This is a genomic window from Bremerella volcania, from assembly GCF_007748115.1.
Lineage (GTDB): Bacteria > Planctomycetota > Planctomycetia > Pirellulales > Pirellulaceae > Bremerella > Bremerella volcania.
The window spans coordinates 4,098,820-4,113,592 of record NZ_CP036289.1; the positions used below are offsets into that span (position 1 = coordinate 4,098,820).

Genomic DNA, 14,773 nt, shown 5'->3' on the forward strand with positions numbered 1-14,773 from the left:
GATAATTCCCACCTCCCTACTGTTTCCGAGAAGGTCCCGCCTCCCATGAAGTTTCCCGGTATGGAACTCCGCTCTTTGTCTCTGTGTTGCGCCCTGCTGATGGTGGGCGCGTTTTCGATGACTGCCATGGTTCAAGCTGAAGATAAAGATGCCGGTGATTCGGCCCGCAAGCTTCGTCATGTGGTGATTTTCAAGTTCAAGGAATCGGCCAAGGCGGAAGATATCGAGAAGGTCGAAAAGGCTTTCGCGGCCCTGCCGAAGAAGATTCCGGTCATCAAGGATTACGAGTGGGGCACCAACAACAGCCCTGAAATGCTCGACAAAGGCTTCACTCACTGCTTTTTGGTAACGTTCGCCAGCGAAGAAGACCGTGCGGCTTATCTTCCGCACCCGGCCCACCAGAAGTTCGTTTCGATCCTGCGTCCACACTTGGACGAAGCGTTCGTCATCGATTACTGGGCCCAGTAATCGCAGCTGGCAGCCGCACGCCGCTAAATTTCGATGCCGTGAGGGGACCGGATAATCGGGTCCCCTTTCCTTTTTTAGCTGCTAAGGTTGCCAAAACCCGCATTAAATACCTTCTTCGCTGAATTCCGCGCGAAGAGTATCATTCTGGGTTGGACGACAGCATCTGGCTTACCTATCCTTCTTTATGGACAATGACTTCGGGTTTTCCGATTTCATTGCCGATATGAACGATGAGCATTCTCCTTACGTAAAGGGAGAGATATGCTTGGCGTTTTCTGATAGGCTGCGTGAATGAAACCCCGTTGGCTTTACCTTCTGCTGATTCTCGCCCTGCTGTTGCCGGCTACCCGCCCGCGGCTGGCCGGTGCGATGACCGCTGGAAGCACGCCATTGCAGGAAGCATCGCAAGGCAGCAATACCCAGACCGAGGAAGAGGAAGTTCACGAACGAACGGCCTCCTCGCGTCAAACACAACGCATTGCCCGCGGATCGCGATCGACGCTGGAAGCATACTCGCTTCCCCAATGGAGTCGATTCACGTCCGCTCGTTCTGGCATTCCGTCCGTGATGGTGGCCACCCACAACGGTTTCGGCGGAAACATCAACTGTTAGCTCTTAGCAGGCTGCTATGCGCTTGTACGGTTCGTTTTAACGAAACCACGTTGCGCAATTTCTGTTAGCAGCCGCCCATTCTCGGTCTCAGTTCCGCTGACTTTCGTTCAAAGCGGCATCTGAAATCGTGTTTCCCTGGCGCCGCTTGGTCCCTGGTATATCAGCACCACGGCAGCTTGGGTTTCTTCCCCCTAAGAGCCTGCTATTCGCAAAGAAGACGATTCCATGCGCGATCTATTAACCGGTGTGACGCAATTTCAGAAAAACACCTTCCCCAAAAAGAAGAGCCGTTTTGAAGAACTGGGACGGGGCCAAAGCCCTGAAGCCCTGTTCATCACGTGCAGTGATTCCCGAGTGAATCCCGAGCTGTTTACCAACTGCGAGCCGGGCGAAATTTTCGTCATTCGCAACGCAGGCAACATCGTCGGTCGTAAGGGTGAAGCCGACTTGGGTATGGCGGCCACCATCGAGTATGCCGTCAAAGCGTTGAGAGTCCCGCAAATCATTGTCTGTGGTCATGCCAAGTGCGGGGCCATGCAGGGACTGATGACCCCGGAGGCGGTCACCAGCATGCCGGAAGTTGGCAAGTGGGTCTCGTTGTCGAAAAAAGCACTCGAAGATCTGTCCGTCAATCCTCACGTGGATCGTTTGACGCAGATCGTCGAAGCCAATATTCGCCTCCAACTGCGAAACCTGATGACCTTCCCTGAAGTCGCCGACGCAGTCGAAGCGGGCAGCCTTCGACTGCACGGCTGGCTTTACGACTTCGAGACCGGCAAGGTGACTGTCCTTGCTCCAGAAATCAATCGGTTCGTTGACTGCAACGTTCGAATTGCCTGAACCAACTTTTTTTCACGGAAGCAACCCCATGGCTAAACAAGACACACCCCAAACGGATGCCGGTGGCTACTTCGCAGGTACGTTCAGGAAAGACTTCGTTTCTTCGATCGTCGTTTTCCTGGTTGCCCTGCCGCTTTGCATCGGAATCGCGGTCGCCGTGGGGGTCAATCCCGCGAGGGCCCTGATCACCGGCATCATCGGTGGCCTGATCGTGGGCATCTTTAGCGGCTCGCCTCTGCAAGTCAGTGGGCCGGCCGCGGGGCTGTTCGTCATCGTGGCGGACATCATCGCCCAGCAGAAAGCGAAGTTCCTCGGTTTCTTCTCCGGGCCGGAAGAAGCCGCGGACGGGGCTGCGATGACCTATGCATTGTCCGCGCTGGGGCTTTCGGTGCTGGTCGCCGGGGCGATTCAAGCCGTCGCGGGAAAACTTGGGATCGGACGCTGGTTCCAGGCGGTTTCGCCGGCAGTGATCAACGGCATGCTGGCCGGGATCGGGATCCTGATCATCGTCAGCCAGTTTCACGTGATGCTCGATCACCAGGCTTTGTGGCACGGCCACAAAGCGCACGGTGGTCTGCAATACATGGCCACCATTCCCGAAGCGATCTGGAAGTGCTTCGACCTGACCGAGGGCACTCCGCACCATCACCTCGCGGGCGCGATTGGAATCGTCACGATCACGACAATGATGCTCTGGCAATCATTCGCACCCAAAAGGCTCAAATTGATTCCGGCGGCCCTGCTGGGGATTAGCTTGGCAACCGTCGTTGCCATGGTGCTTAGCTTCGAGATTCAAAACCTGGTGATCCCTGAAAACCTGTTGGACGAAGTCTCGTTTCTCAACTCGACGCCTGAGTGGATGAACTTCGTCGTCGATCCATCGGTCTACATCTCGGCGTTGGTGATCGCTTTGGTGGCCAGTGCCGAAACGCTGCTTTGTGCGACGGCTGTCGACAAGATGAAGCCCGGGCACAAAACTAACCACGATCAGGAACTCACCGCCCAGGGAATCGGCAACATGGCCTGCGGTCTGGTGGGTGCCTTGCCGATGACCGGCGTGATCGTGCGAAGTTCGGCCAACGTCAACGCCGGGGGTCAAACCCGCGGGGCGACCATCCTGCATGGTGCCTGGCTGTTGCTGTTCATCGTCTTTTTGCCCCAGATCTTGACGCTGGTGCCGCGTGCCGCACTGGGCGCCCTGCTGGTTTACACCGGCTTCAAGCTGGTGAACATTAAGCAGATCAAGGAACTCTATAAAACAAGCTGGTCCGAGTTCGCGATCTATGCGACGACGGTCGTGTTGATTGTCAGCTTCGATCTTTTGATCGGCGTGATCGCGGGGATCGTGCTTTCGGCGATCAAACTGCTGGTGACGTTCACGCGGTTCGAGGCCGATCTGTACGTCAACGAAGAAGAGCAGAAGGCCTCGCTCAGTCTCCATGGGGCGGCCACCTTCCTGCGGCTTCCGATCCTGGCGCAGCGTTTGGAAGAGATTCCCGATAACGTTGAGTTGCACGTCGATCTGAGCAACCTCACTTACGTTGACCATGCCTGCTTCGAGTCGCTGATGGACTGGGCGAAACAGCACGAGAAGACGGGCGGCACGCTAGTGATCGATTGGAGTCAGCTGCATGGCAAATTTCAAAAGGAAGTCGACATCCGGCCCAATGGGACTACGGACGTTCAAAGAAATGGCAAGGCCAAGAGACAGTCTACTCCCGTTGGGGGAGGCATAACCTGATACGGTTCGTCAAAAGCAATACAATCCAACCATCCAGTCCTCGCGGCTCATGAATACCGCGTAAATATGTTGGTAAGCTGCCCCTTACCAATGTGGACTCGGCGCACTCCATCCGGTGTGCCGAGTTCTTTTTTTGAACGTTCGTGAGGTCTATTCCGCTCTTGCGAATCATTTCCCTTGAGACGCTAGCACCGCCGATGACGATCGTATCAGTTGCTCGTTCCGGATTTGTGTGCTTTATCGCTTGTTCGGGAAACTCTTGAAGCAACTTCTCTAGCAAATCTTACAGCCGGTTGGGTTCTTCCGCGCCGCTTGAAATCGATCTGCCTGGTTTGCAGCACATTCCGATTATCGCAGCTAGGCATTGGTCACTTTCCGTTCAGGATGAACGTAATTTGTGAAGTATGGAAACCCACACGATGAAAACTAGCTGGACTTGCCGCGCCCTGGGGATTTGTTTGGGCGCATTGGCACCTGCTCTTGGCTACGGTCAAGAGTCGATCTACAGCGCACCGTACGCAGGCGCGCCAACGCATCAAAACACCTACGAGCAACCGCAGCAGTTCTACGCCGCTCCGGAAGTTCCACAAGCGCTGCCTGCTGTCGACACGGTTTCAGCCGCTTCGTACTACAACTTGCTCGAGCGTGTTGAAAAGCTGGAAGCAGAAGCGGCTGAGGAAGCTTGCAAAGAAGTCGACATCCTGATGAAACCCACTCAGAAGTGGACAGGGCGTATTCATGCTGACTACTGGCATTTCCCTGAGGATTCGGAACTCCCCAACTTCATTGAAACCGACAACGTGGATCAAAGCCCGGAAGACTTTCTTGGCTTCCGTCGAATTCGTCTCGGCATCCAGGGCAACCTTAGTGAGACGATGATCTACAAAAGCGAATTCGACTTCGCCCAACCTAACGACATGGTAATCAAAGACGTTTACTTCGGCTGGGATGATCTACCATTTCTGCACACGGTACTCATTGGTAACCAGAAGCGTCCTTATGGTTTGGATCACTTAAACTCCAGTCGTTACAACGTCTTCATGGAACGTCCTTTCATCGTTGAAGCAATCAACCAAGATGCTCGGCGTGTCGGTGCCGCGTCGTATGGTTTGTCTGACGATCAGGCTTGGAACTGGCGTTACGGTGCCTACATCATGAATGATCTCCAGGGATCCGGCGGACAATACACCGACAACTACCAATCAGAATTCGCCGGGCGATTGGCCAATACCATCTGGTACGACGAAACCTCCGGTGGACGCGGTTACGCTCACTGGGCCGTTTCGGGTACGGCTGCGTTCCCAAGTAGTGGCGGTGCTGACCGTTTCCGCACACGCCCCGAAGCTAGATCGGATGAACGCTGGATCGACACCGGCGTTCTCGGAGCGGCGAACTACCAGATGATCGGGCTTGAAAGCGTCGTTAACGTTGGTGCGTTCTCGTTCGTCGGCGAGTACATGGCCGTTCACGCTGATCGTGGCGCGGAACCTGATACCAATTTCCATGGCGGTTACTTCTATCTTGCTTACTGGCTCACCGGCGAATATTCGCCATGGAGTCGTGATTCGGGCACACTCGATCGCCCCAAGCCCATCGAGAACTTTTGGTTGGTCAATCGTTGTGATGGATGCAAAAGCTACGGGTGGGGTGCTTGGCAGGTTGCCGCTCGCTACTCGTACTGCGATTTCACGGATGAAGACGTCTTCGGTGGTGTCGGTGAAAGTGTGACCTTCGGTTTGAACTGGTGGTGGAATCCGAACGCTCACTGGCAATTGAACTACATTCAAGGGCGTTTGTCTGAACGTGTAGTTTCCGGAGTAAGCACGGACGCAGGCTGGTATCAAATGATCGGCTGTCGATTTAGTGTCGACTTCTAGCGTGTGCCGTGAATGAAACCCATTGCCAGGCTCTCTTAAAGAGCCAGGCAACCAGCGGAAATCAACTAAGCAAAACAATTAGTACGGAGCGATCTCCATGAACCGTTACCTCGCCATTGTTGGCCTCGGACTGCTGTTTTTCGGCAGCGGGTGCTGTGCGACGAAGTGCTGCACGCCGACGTGCTGCTCGTCCTACGGCAAGACCTGCTCGCCGGAAGTGAAACAAATAGAAGTCGAACACAACTGCTACGCGGACAAGTGCAAAGACGTTTGCATTCCCGCGGTACGCTTCCCCTGGGAAGATTGCTGCTCGCCGCTGCGTTGCGGTAAAGTTCGCTCGGTCAAGCAATTGACCAAGTGGGAATACAAGTGCCCTGACTGCGAAGTGAAGTGGAACGTCATCAACAACGGCTGCTGTGGCTACGGCAACGGTTGCGGTAATGGCAACGGCTGTGGTTGTGGAAACAACTGCGGCGGAGCCTGTGGTGTTGGTTGCGGCGATCCCGCTTGTGGCTACAGCATGGACTATATGCCCAGCCAAGCCCCTCAGCCGATGCCTGCCGTGGTAACTCCGGAAACGTCTCCTTCCGAAGTTCCCCCCATGCCGCCGGTCGTGATCGAGCAGACCACCTTCTTTGCTCCGGCCCGCTAACGAGTCACTCTCACCTCGACTCAGAGGAATTCCGACCCAGCCCTTGGAAGTTCCCAGCTCCAAGGGCTTTTTTACGTTCGAAGGCCTTCGTTATGTGTGGCACTGCCGCCCTTGGCAGTGAGAAGCTGATTGTGAGCTAGAAGCGGGATACATCTTGTGACAAGTATTCCAGTGATTCGTCCCGGTACCAATGGATCGAACGTACCAGGCATTCACACTGCCGAGGGCGGCAGTGGCACACGCAAGAAGAGTACCTCTAGGGAAATGGCCATCGATCGGTAGAATAGCCCTCTATGACGCCCAACATCCTCCACATCAACTCGCCCCAAGATCCCCAACTCGTTCGCTATCAACGCGAGTTCGAGCGGAAGAGCCACATGCGTGACGGCTGCTTCGTTGCCGAGAGCCAGTTTCTCGTTCAGCGGCTGCTCGATAGCCCGTTTCACGTCGAGTCGATTCTCGTCGACGACGAAGCCAAGATCCCGGAACTCCCCCTGCGGCGAATTGGCCAGTTTCCGATCTACGTCTTGTCGCGCAGCGATATCAAGGAACTCGTGGGGTACAACTTTCATCGCGGGATAATGGCCTGTGGCGTGCGTCCCAAGCGGAGCCGTATCGATTCGGTCTTCCCCGGCGAAGTGCCGCCGACTTCCACGATCCTGGCGGCCTCGAAGATCGGAGACTTCGAGAACCTGGGGGCGATCATTCGTGCGGCCTGTGCGTTTGGCGCTGATGCCATCCTGCTCGACGACGGCTGTGCCGATCCGTTCGCCAGGCGTTCGCTGCGCGTATCGACAGGGCACGCGTTCAAAATCCCCATCGTCGAAAGCGAAGACTTCACCGCCGATCTGAAGCAGCTTGTCGCACTCGGCTTCGAGACCTTCGCGACGGTGCTCTCCGACGCGGCAACGCCCCTATCACAAGTCAGCCGAGCACCGCGCAGCGTGCTGCTGGTTGGCAACGAAGGGTACGGGCTCGAAGAAGAGACGCTCGCCCACTGCACGCATCAGATCACCATCCCGATGCAGCGTGGCAGTGACTCGCTGAACGTGGCGATGGCCACGGGCATCTTCCTGTACCACTTCTGCCACATGCAGGCCTCATCACCAGCGGACGATCTCGCCTGAGACGATTTGCCACGACCCGGCAGGCGTTTCGACAAGCAGTGCCCCAGTCGCGTCGATGCCGCGGCACTCTCCGGAGATCGTCTGATCGGCCTGACGAGTTTCAATCGCGCGTCCCGTCAGCAAACAATGCGTCTGCCAGTAAGGCAGCAGTCCGGCCAGCGAATCAACGTTCTGCATGCAGAGGGTTTGAAATCGCGTCAGAAAGTCAAGCAAGATCTCCGGCAGAAAGTGCTGCACGCCAGTAACATCAGTCAGGGCGATCGCTCTTTGCTGCACGTCGGCCGGGGCGTCTTCCAGCGAGTTGTTCACGTTCACGCCAATCCCGACGCACAAGACAGGCTCTGCCGCGTCTCGCTTCTCGACCAGGATGCCGCACACTTTTCTTCCGGCCAGGAAGACGTCGTTGGGCCACTTCAGCTGAAAGGCTTCCGACTGACTCAATGTTTCCAACGTTTGGCACATCGCGACCCCAGCGATGAGCGAACACCGCGGCCAGTTGCAGGGCTCGATCGGAGTATCCTGCGTGCCCAACATCGCCGTGAACGTAAGCGCACCGTCGCCAGCAAACCAGCTGCGCGATCCCCTGCCCCGCCCCTTGGTTTGCCTGCGCGCCACGACCAGCGCCGGCAGACGCTGGCTGTACGCCGCCAGGTTGGCCAGCGCGTGATCGCTGGTCGATGGCAACTCGTCAAAAACATCGACCAGCGAGAAAGCAGCCTGACGCTCGATCTCGCGTTTTGCAGGTTCAGGAAACCAATCGCTCATAAAAGATCTTCTGATATCTTGTCCCCTCTCCTTCGCAGGGAGAGGGCTAGAGTGAGCGACTGTGTTTAATTTCAAGCCGTTTGGGGCGTGGTCTGCCATGTTTTTTGTTCTCGAAGCATGGCGTTGAGGATGCACAGTAGCTTTCTCATGCACGCCACGATGGCAACTTTCGCACGCTTTCCGGCGTCTCGCAGTCGACGGTAATACGGTTTAATCTTGGGATTGTGGCGGATCGCTGAGAGCGTCGCCATGTAGAGCGCGGAGCGAACGGTCGTACGCCCTCCCCACGTGGTGCGCACTCCGCGGAACTTGCCGCTGTCGCGATTGATCGGGGCCACGCCTGCCAACGCCGCGATTTGATGCCGCGAGCAGCTGCCAAGTTCGGGAAGTTCCGCCAAGAGAGACAGTGAAGTATGGGGACCGATGCCAGGAACACTTTTGAGCAGATCGTCTTTGGTTCGCCAAACAGGCGTCTGCTGAATGGTTTGCTGGAGGTCGCCATCTAGTTGATCGAGCTGACTTTGGAGCGTTCGAATCACGGCCTTAATGCTGCGCTGGACAAGCTTGTCATCCGACTGTTGGAGGCGGTTCTTCTCCGCCGTCAGCATGCCAATCAATTGTCGTCGACGAGCGATTTGCTGCTGCAAACGCAGCTGTTCTTTACTGGGAATCGGCCGAAACGTGAGGCGAACGGCTTGGCCAAACTCGGCCAGGATGCACGCGTCAATCTCGTCGGTCTTGGCCAACTTGCCGGTCGCGCGAGCGTAGTTTCGTACTTGCCGTGGATTGACGACTGCCACCGGAAGTAATGCGGCGCCCAGTTCACCAACGATGGCTTTCTCGTATCCACCAGTGCCTTCCAGAACGACTCCGTCAATCGAGAGCGACTTCAGCTCTTGAACAATTTGTTGATGGCCTTCCGGCGTGTTGGGCCATTGCCGTACGGCGTCACCGATCGCAACATCAAGTTTGTCTTTCGAGACATCAATTCCAATAAACATCAAATTCGAGCTTCTCCCTTCCTTGCTAATGCGGGCTTGCCAGGCAGCGGCCCCAGCGACTGTTCGGGCTAAATCTCAAAAAAGCGGACCGGTATCTAGCTCACCCACGGCCTCTGACGACCCGAGGGTTATCGATCTCGCGATCCGCAAAGCTATCCCACTCCGTTCGCTACGCTCACTACGTGGGATAGCTTGATTCCAATGTAAATCTAAACAGATTTCAACATACAAGGGTTTCTGGAACGACGTTTCCCTCGTATCGCCCAACGAATCAGGGGTGGCCCAGAGAGATTCCTCTCTGGGTCGGCATCGCCGACAAGCGGCTAATGAATGGACGTTACCAAGATGGAAACCATCCCTCTTGTTCCTACTCGATGCATGAGCCGCTTGTGGCCCGGCGATGGGAACACTAGCTTCGCATGCAGTGCTTGACCTGCGGTCTGCCTCCTCACCCTCTCTATGCGCAGACGGTGGAGAGGGGACAGGAATTACGACAGGCGAATCATGAGATCGCCGGTTTCGACCTGGCTGCCTGGTTTGACCAGAACCTCTTCGACCGTTCCGGCCACTTCGGCGTAGACGGTGGTTTCCATTTTCATCGCTTCGAGCGAAAGTAGCTTCTGTCCCTTGGCGACCTTCTCGCCTGGCTCGACGGCGATGGTCACCACCATGCCAGGCATCGACGAACCGATCTGTTTCGGGTCGGCAGCATCCGCCTTTTGACGCTTGGGAACGTCCGATTCGAGCGAGTGATCCAGCACGCTGACTTCGCGCGGCTGGCCGTTGAGTTCGAAGAAGACAACCCGCGTGCCATCGGGGTGCGGATCGCTCACCGTCAGGAACTTCACGATCAGCGTCTTCCCTTTTTCGATATCGATCACCAGTTCTTCCCCTGGCTCCTGGCCGTAGAAGAAGACCGGCGTGGGCAGATTGCTGATGTCGCCGAACTCGACTTCATGCTTGGCGAACTCTTCGTATACCTTGGGGTACAAAAGGTACGACACCACTTCGTTGCGACTTGGCTTGCGGCCCAGGATCTTCTCGACCTTGGCTGCCGCGTCGTCGAAGTCAGCAGGCTCGAAGCTTTCGCCAGGACGGGTCGTCAGGATTGCTTCGTCCCGCATCACCCGCTTTTGGAGGCCTTCCGGGAAACCGCCTGGCGGCTGTCCCATGCGTCCCCCCAGCAGGTCTTTGATCGAAGCCGGGAAGGCCAGTTCACGTTCGGGATTGAGTACGTCCTCGGGCGTCAGTTCGTTGGCCACCATGAACAGCGCCATGTCACCGACGGCTTTCGACGTGGGGGTCACCTTCACGATGTCCCCCAGCATTTCGTTTACCTGGGCGTAGATCTCGCAGATGTCCGACCATTGATCGGAAAGCCCCAGTGCGTGGGCTTGCTGGAACAAGTTGGTGTACTGACCGCCAGGCATTTCGTGCCGATACAAGTCGGCGGTTGCTGGCAGCACGGTGCTTTCAAACGGCGTGTAGAACTCGCGAACCGATCGCCAGTACTCGGCGATTTCGTCGATCTGCCTGGTGCCGAGCTTGCTTTCCTGCGGTGTTCCTCGCAGCATCTCGACGACCGTATTGAGGTTCGGCTGCGAGGTGCCTCCAGAGAGTGGCGCCATGGCCGCGTCGGCGATGTCGAGCCCTACCTCGGCCCCTTCCAGGATCGAAGCGGCCTGGATGCCGGCCGTGTCGTGGGTGTGGAAGTGAATCGGCAGGCCGATCTCTTCGCGCAGCGTTTTGATCAGCTTGCGAGCAGCGGTAGGCTTGCATAGCCCGGCCATGTCTTTGATGGCCAGGAAGTGGGCCCCCATCGATTCCAACTGCTTGGCCAGGTCGACGTAATATTGCAGCGTGTACTTGTCGCGTTTCGGGTTGCTGATGTCGCCGGTATAACAGATCGAAGCTTCGCAGATGGCACCTGACTCGATGACCGCGTCCATGGCGACCTTCATGTTCGGCACCCAGTTGAGGGCATCGAACACGCGGAACACATCGAGCCCGGCCTGAGCGGCCTCCTCAACGAATGCCTTGACGACGTTGTCGGGGTAGTTGGTGTAGCCGACGGCATTGGATGCCCGCAGCAACATCTGGAATAGGATGTTCGGAATCCGCTCGCGCATGTCGGCCAGCCGCTGCCACGGCGATTCCTTCAAGAATCGCATCGTCGTATCGAAGGTCGCCCCGCCCCACATCTCGATCGAAAACAGATCGGCACAGTTGTGAGCATACGCCGGCGAGATGTTCAGCAGGTCGTTGGTACGCACCCGCGTGGCCAAGAGACTTTGGTGGGCATCGCGGAAAGTCGTATCGGTGAACAGCAGTTGGTTCTGGTCGCGAACCCACTGGGCGAACTTCTCACTGCCGAGTTCCTTGAAGCGATCACGCGATCCCTTGGGCAGCGGCGCGTCTTCATCGATCGCTGGCGTAGGTGCCGGATCGCGACGCTTGGAGATTGCTCGATCTTTGACGAGGGGATTCCCGTTGACGGCAATATCACCGAGGAACTTGAGCAGCTTCGTCGCGCGGTCTTTTCGCGGGGTGAATTGCATCAGCTCAGGCGTTTCGTCGATGAAGCGCGTGGTACACATGCCATCGATGAACGTGGGGTGTTTCATTAATCGGCTGAGAAACGGAATGTTCGTCTTCACGCCTCGCACGCGGAACTCTTGCAGCACGCGTTCCATGCGACGCGCGGCATCGACGAAGCGGCGCCCCCGCGCGGTGACCTTCACCAGCAGCGAGTCGTAATAAGGATGCACCACGGCGCCACTAAACGCGCTACCGGCATCCAGACGCACGCCCATGCCGGCGCCGCTGCGGTAGTGGGTCACGCGGCCATAGTCAGGCATGAACTTATTCGAGGCGTCTTCGGTAGTGACACGGCACTGCAGGGCAAAGCCAAACGGCACGACCGACTCCTGGTTAGGAATGCCGATCTCGGGATGATCGAGCGATTCCCCCTGGGCGACGAGAATCTGCGACTTCACCAGGTCGATCCCGGTGATTTCTTCGGTGACGGTATGTTCGACCTGAATGCGCGGGTTCACTTCGATGAAGTAGAACTCGCCCGTCTGGGCATCGACCAGAAACTCGACGGTACCCGCGGCGTAGTAATCGACCGCCTTACCAATAGCGACGGCCGCATCGCATAGGGCTTGCCGCGTTTGGGGATCGAGCTTGGGTGCCGGCGCGATTTCGACCACCTTCTGATGACGCCGCTGCACGCTACAGTCACGCTCGTAGAGGTGCACCAGGTTGCCTTGTTTGTCTCCCAAGAGCTGCACTTCGATATGGCGTGCCTGTTGGATGAACTTCTCGATGAAGATGTCGGGGCTGCCGAACGCGTTAAGCGACTCGCGCTGGGCTTCTTTGAAGGCGGCCTCGAATTCTTCCGACGTCTTCACGACTCGCATCCCGCGACCACCGCCCCCTTTGGCGGCTTTCAGAATGATCGGAAAGCCCATCTTTTCGGCCAGCTGGCGACCAGCCGCGACATCTTCAATCGCGGCGTCGCTACCACCCAGAATCGGCACGCCCGCCTGCTTGGCCACGTTCCGGGCAGCCGTTTTGTCGCCCAGCATCTCCAAACAGCGTTTCGACGGCCCGACGAAAACGATGCCGTTTTTCTCGCAGGCATCGGCCAAGTCGGGGTTTTCAGACATGAAGCCGTAACCCGGATGGATGGCATCGATGCCGTGCGTCTTGCACAAGTGAATCACGCCGGGGATGTCGAGATAGGCCCGAACCGGCTCACCTTCCTGACCAATCAGATAGGCTTCGTCCGCTTTGAAACGATGCAGAGCGAAACGATCTTCATAGGAATACATCCCGACCGTCCGAATTCCCAGTTCGTGGGCACTGCGGAAGATACGGATGGCAATTTCACTACGGTTGGCTGCCAGAAGCTTGGTGATCTTTTTCATAGTCGGCCGTATTCAACAACCAGCTGCCCGTGATTGGGAAGCCAGATGGGAGAGATGCTGTGGGGTAAAGCCAGCCAGTATACCAGAATGTAGGCGGAAGAAACGAGCGCAAGTCGGTCATCAATTTGATCGAATCAGACACTGCCGATGACGGCTTGAGAGGATTATGCCGACGATTCGCCATGGCTGGGCGCACAAAAAAGAGAACGAGTCGTTCTGCTCGTTCTCTTGATAGTTTTCGCTGGACCGGTTGAAGTACGTCCAGAAAAAGTTACGCTCGCGAGCTGCTGGCTGGCTCAGCGTAATCCTCGTCGGCGTCGGCATCGCTGCTGGGGCTGGCACCTGGATCGCGGAAGCGGTAACCGACACCGCGTACGGTTTCGATCAGGTCGGCGAACTCAGCCATCTTGCGGCGAAGTGCCCGCACGTGAACGTCGATCGTTCGTTCCATCACGACGGTGTCTTCACCCAAAGCAGCGTCGATCAGTTCCGAGCGGTCAAACACGCGGCCTGGCTGGCGAGTGAGCGTTTCCAGCAGGCGGAACTCGCTACGGGTCAGTTGCAGCGGCTTGCCATGGACGGTGGCACGATGGCGGCGACGGTCGATCGTCACGCCTTGGCTGGCAACCACATCGGTCGTGGTCGCTTCGGTGCCTCGGCGGCGACGTTCCAAGGCTTTGATCCGTTCCAGCAGAACCTTCACGCTGAATGGCTTGGTGACGTAGTCGTCCGCGCCCAGCGAGAAGCCGATCAGTTGATCCGACTCTTCAGCCTTGGCGGTCAGCATCAGCACCATCACGTCTTTGGTGGCGGGGTCTGCCCGCAGCCGGCGACATACTTCCAGGCCGTCGACGACCGGAAGCATCAGGTCCAGAATTACCATATCCGGCGTCTTCACTTGCGCCTGGGTTAAGCCATCCTGACCATCGTAGGCGGAGAGCACCTCGTAGCCGGCCTGACGCACGTTGTAAGCCAACACGTCCGCCAAAGCTCGGTCGTCTTCGACAATCAGAATTTTCATTCGGGCCATGTTTAGGTCCAATTTACTAAAACAAAAAAGGTTATCAGTCACGTGTCATGGAGTCTGCTTCGCCGCCGCCAGAAAAACGGTGCCGGACGATGACTCCCTCTACCATGTAAATCACGTCGTCCGAAATATTGACGGCATGATCGGAAATTCGTTCGATGTGTCGGCTGGCCGAAAAGCAGTGCAGCGCCGGAACGACTTGATCAGGGCGTTCACGCATCACCTTCTGAAGCTCTTCGATGATCTCGCAGTTCATGCGGTCGACTTGAGAGTCCATCGCGCCGACTCGGGCAGCGGCGGCGCTGTCCATGTTGACGAACGAGTCGAGCACGTCCGAGACCATCCCTTTGGTCATGTCGACCATGCGGGCTAGGCGTTTGGGAATGACGAACGTGGGGAACTCGATCACGCTCTTGGCTCGCTCGGCCAGGTTCACCGTGAGGTCTGCCATCCGTTCCAGGTCGTTGTTGACTTTTAGAACCGTCGCGATGCGTCGGAGATCAACGGCGACAGGCTGGTGCAGCGCGAGAGCTTTCAGGCATTCTTCTTCGATCTGTACTTCGCGCTCGTCGACGATGATGTCGATATCAATCACTTCGTTGGCAATGTGCGCGTTGCGTTCAAAGAGTGCTCGCGTTGCTTTCTCAAGCATTTCCTCGACCACTCCAGATAGCGATAGCACCTCGTGATGGAGGTGATCGAGATCGCGTTGCAGATGGAGTGGCATCGTG

Annotated in this window: 12 protein-coding genes; 7 read left to right on the forward strand and 5 right to left on the reverse strand. The window is 57.0% G+C overall.

The window, feature by feature from the left end; all coding sequences use genetic code 11:
* Positions 1-45 precede the first annotated feature (45 nt).
* From Pan97_RS16235 to Pan97_RS16265, 7 genes are all read left to right on the forward strand, one after another.
* A complete protein-coding gene (locus Pan97_RS16235; RefSeq protein ID WP_196782123.1) occupies positions 46-468 on the forward strand; it encodes a Dabb family protein in 423 nt (140 codons plus the stop codon).
* Positions 469-759: 291 nt separating this feature from the next.
* Positions 760-1,080 carry a hypothetical protein gene (locus Pan97_RS16240; protein ID WP_144974320.1) on the forward strand — a complete coding sequence of 107 codons (321 nt, stop codon included), beginning with the start codon at positions 760-762 and terminating at the stop codon, positions 1,078-1,080.
* 225 nt (positions 1,081-1,305) lie between these two features.
* Positions 1,306-1,920 carry a carbonic anhydrase gene (locus tag Pan97_RS16245; protein WP_144974322.1) on the forward strand — a complete coding sequence of 205 codons (615 nt, stop codon included), beginning with the start codon at positions 1,306-1,308 and terminating at the stop codon, positions 1,918-1,920.
* Between the two features lie 28 nt (positions 1,921-1,948).
* Entirely contained in the window at positions 1,949-3,661 is a 1,713-nt protein-coding gene (locus Pan97_RS16250) for a SulP family inorganic anion transporter (protein ID WP_144974324.1), read from the forward strand.
* Positions 3,662-4,080: 419 nt separating this feature from the next.
* Positions 4,081-5,538 carry an OprO/OprP family phosphate-selective porin gene (locus Pan97_RS16255; protein ID WP_165698800.1) on the forward strand — a complete coding sequence of 486 codons (1,458 nt, stop codon included), beginning with the start codon at positions 4,081-4,083 and terminating at the stop codon, positions 5,536-5,538.
* A gap of 97 nt (positions 5,539-5,635) precedes the next feature.
* The gene (locus Pan97_RS16260) at positions 5,636-6,190 is read left to right on the forward strand and encodes a hypothetical protein (RefSeq protein WP_144974328.1); all 555 of its coding nucleotides are present in this window, start codon (positions 5,636-5,638) and stop codon (positions 6,188-6,190) included.
* A 293-nt stretch (positions 6,191-6,483) separates the two neighbouring features.
* On the forward strand, positions 6,484-7,317 hold the full coding sequence (locus tag Pan97_RS16265; protein ID WP_144974330.1) for a TrmH family RNA methyltransferase: 834 nt from the start codon (positions 6,484-6,486) through the stop codon (positions 7,315-7,317).
* Here the strand turns inward: Pan97_RS16265 and Pan97_RS16270 are convergent.
* The 5 genes from Pan97_RS16270 to phoU form a co-directional block, all read right to left on the reverse strand.
* On the reverse strand, positions 7,294-8,082 hold the full coding sequence (locus tag Pan97_RS16270) for a biotin--[acetyl-CoA-carboxylase] ligase (RefSeq protein WP_165698801.1): 789 nt from the start codon (positions 8,080-8,082) through the stop codon (positions 7,294-7,296). The genes Pan97_RS16265 and Pan97_RS16270 overlap by 24 nt on opposite strands.
* Before the next feature lie 71 nt (positions 8,083-8,153).
* On the reverse strand, positions 8,154-9,083 hold the full coding sequence (locus Pan97_RS16275; RefSeq protein WP_144971316.1) for an IS110 family RNA-guided transposase: 930 nt from the start codon (positions 9,081-9,083) through the stop codon (positions 8,154-8,156).
* A 488-nt stretch (positions 9,084-9,571) separates the two neighbouring features.
* Positions 9,572-13,015: a pyruvate carboxylase gene (locus tag Pan97_RS16280; protein ID WP_144974334.1), complete on the reverse strand. Its 3,444-nt coding sequence runs from the start codon at positions 13,013-13,015 to the stop codon at positions 9,572-9,574.
* Positions 13,016-13,286: 271 nt separating this feature from the next.
* Positions 13,287-14,045, reverse strand: a complete 759-nt coding sequence (locus tag Pan97_RS16285) for a response regulator (protein ID WP_144974336.1) — start codon at positions 14,043-14,045, stop codon at positions 13,287-13,289.
* Positions 14,046-14,079: 34 nt separating this feature from the next.
* On the reverse strand, positions 14,080-14,769 hold the full coding sequence (gene phoU / locus Pan97_RS16290) for a phosphate signaling complex protein PhoU (RefSeq protein WP_144974338.1): 690 nt from the start codon (positions 14,767-14,769) through the stop codon (positions 14,080-14,082).
* Between the last annotated feature and the right edge of the window lie 4 nt (positions 14,770-14,773).

Bases quoted from the DNA above. Each gene is read 5' to 3' on its own strand.
- Pan97_RS16275 (WP_144971316.1), bottom strand. From the start codon at position 9,083: ATGTTTATTGGAATTGATGTCTCGAAAGACAAACTTGATGTTGCGATC.
- Pan97_RS16280 (WP_144974334.1), bottom strand. From the start codon at position 13,015: ATGAAAAAGATCACCAAGCTTCTGGCAGCCAACCGTAGTGAAATTGCC.
- Pan97_RS16255 (WP_165698800.1), top strand. From the start codon at position 4,081: ATGAAAACTAGCTGGACTTGCCGCGCCCTGGGGATTTGTTTGGGCGCA.
- Pan97_RS16285 (WP_144974336.1), bottom strand. From the start codon at position 14,045: ATGGCCCGAATGAAAATTCTGATTGTCGAAGACGACCGAGCTTTGGCG.
- Pan97_RS16270 (WP_165698801.1), bottom strand. From the start codon at position 8,082: ATGAGCGATTGGTTTCCTGAACCTGCAAAACGCGAGATCGAGCGTCAG.
- Pan97_RS16250 (WP_144974324.1), top strand. From the start codon at position 1,949: ATGGCTAAACAAGACACACCCCAAACGGATGCCGGTGGCTACTTCGCA.
- Pan97_RS16240 (WP_144974320.1), top strand. From the start codon at position 760: ATGAAACCCCGTTGGCTTTACCTTCTGCTGATTCTCGCCCTGCTGTTG.
- Pan97_RS16235 (WP_196782123.1), top strand. From the start codon at position 46: ATGAAGTTTCCCGGTATGGAACTCCGCTCTTTGTCTCTGTGTTGCGCC.
- Pan97_RS16265 (WP_144974330.1), top strand. From the start codon at position 6,484: ATGACGCCCAACATCCTCCACATCAACTCGCCCCAAGATCCCCAACTC.
- Pan97_RS16260 (WP_144974328.1), top strand. From the start codon at position 5,636: ATGAACCGTTACCTCGCCATTGTTGGCCTCGGACTGCTGTTTTTCGGC.
- phoU (WP_144974338.1), bottom strand. From the start codon at position 14,769: ATGCCACTCCATCTGCAACGCGATCTCGATCACCTCCATCACGAGGTG.
- Pan97_RS16245 (WP_144974322.1), top strand. From the start codon at position 1,306: ATGCGCGATCTATTAACCGGTGTGACGCAATTTCAGAAAAACACCTTC.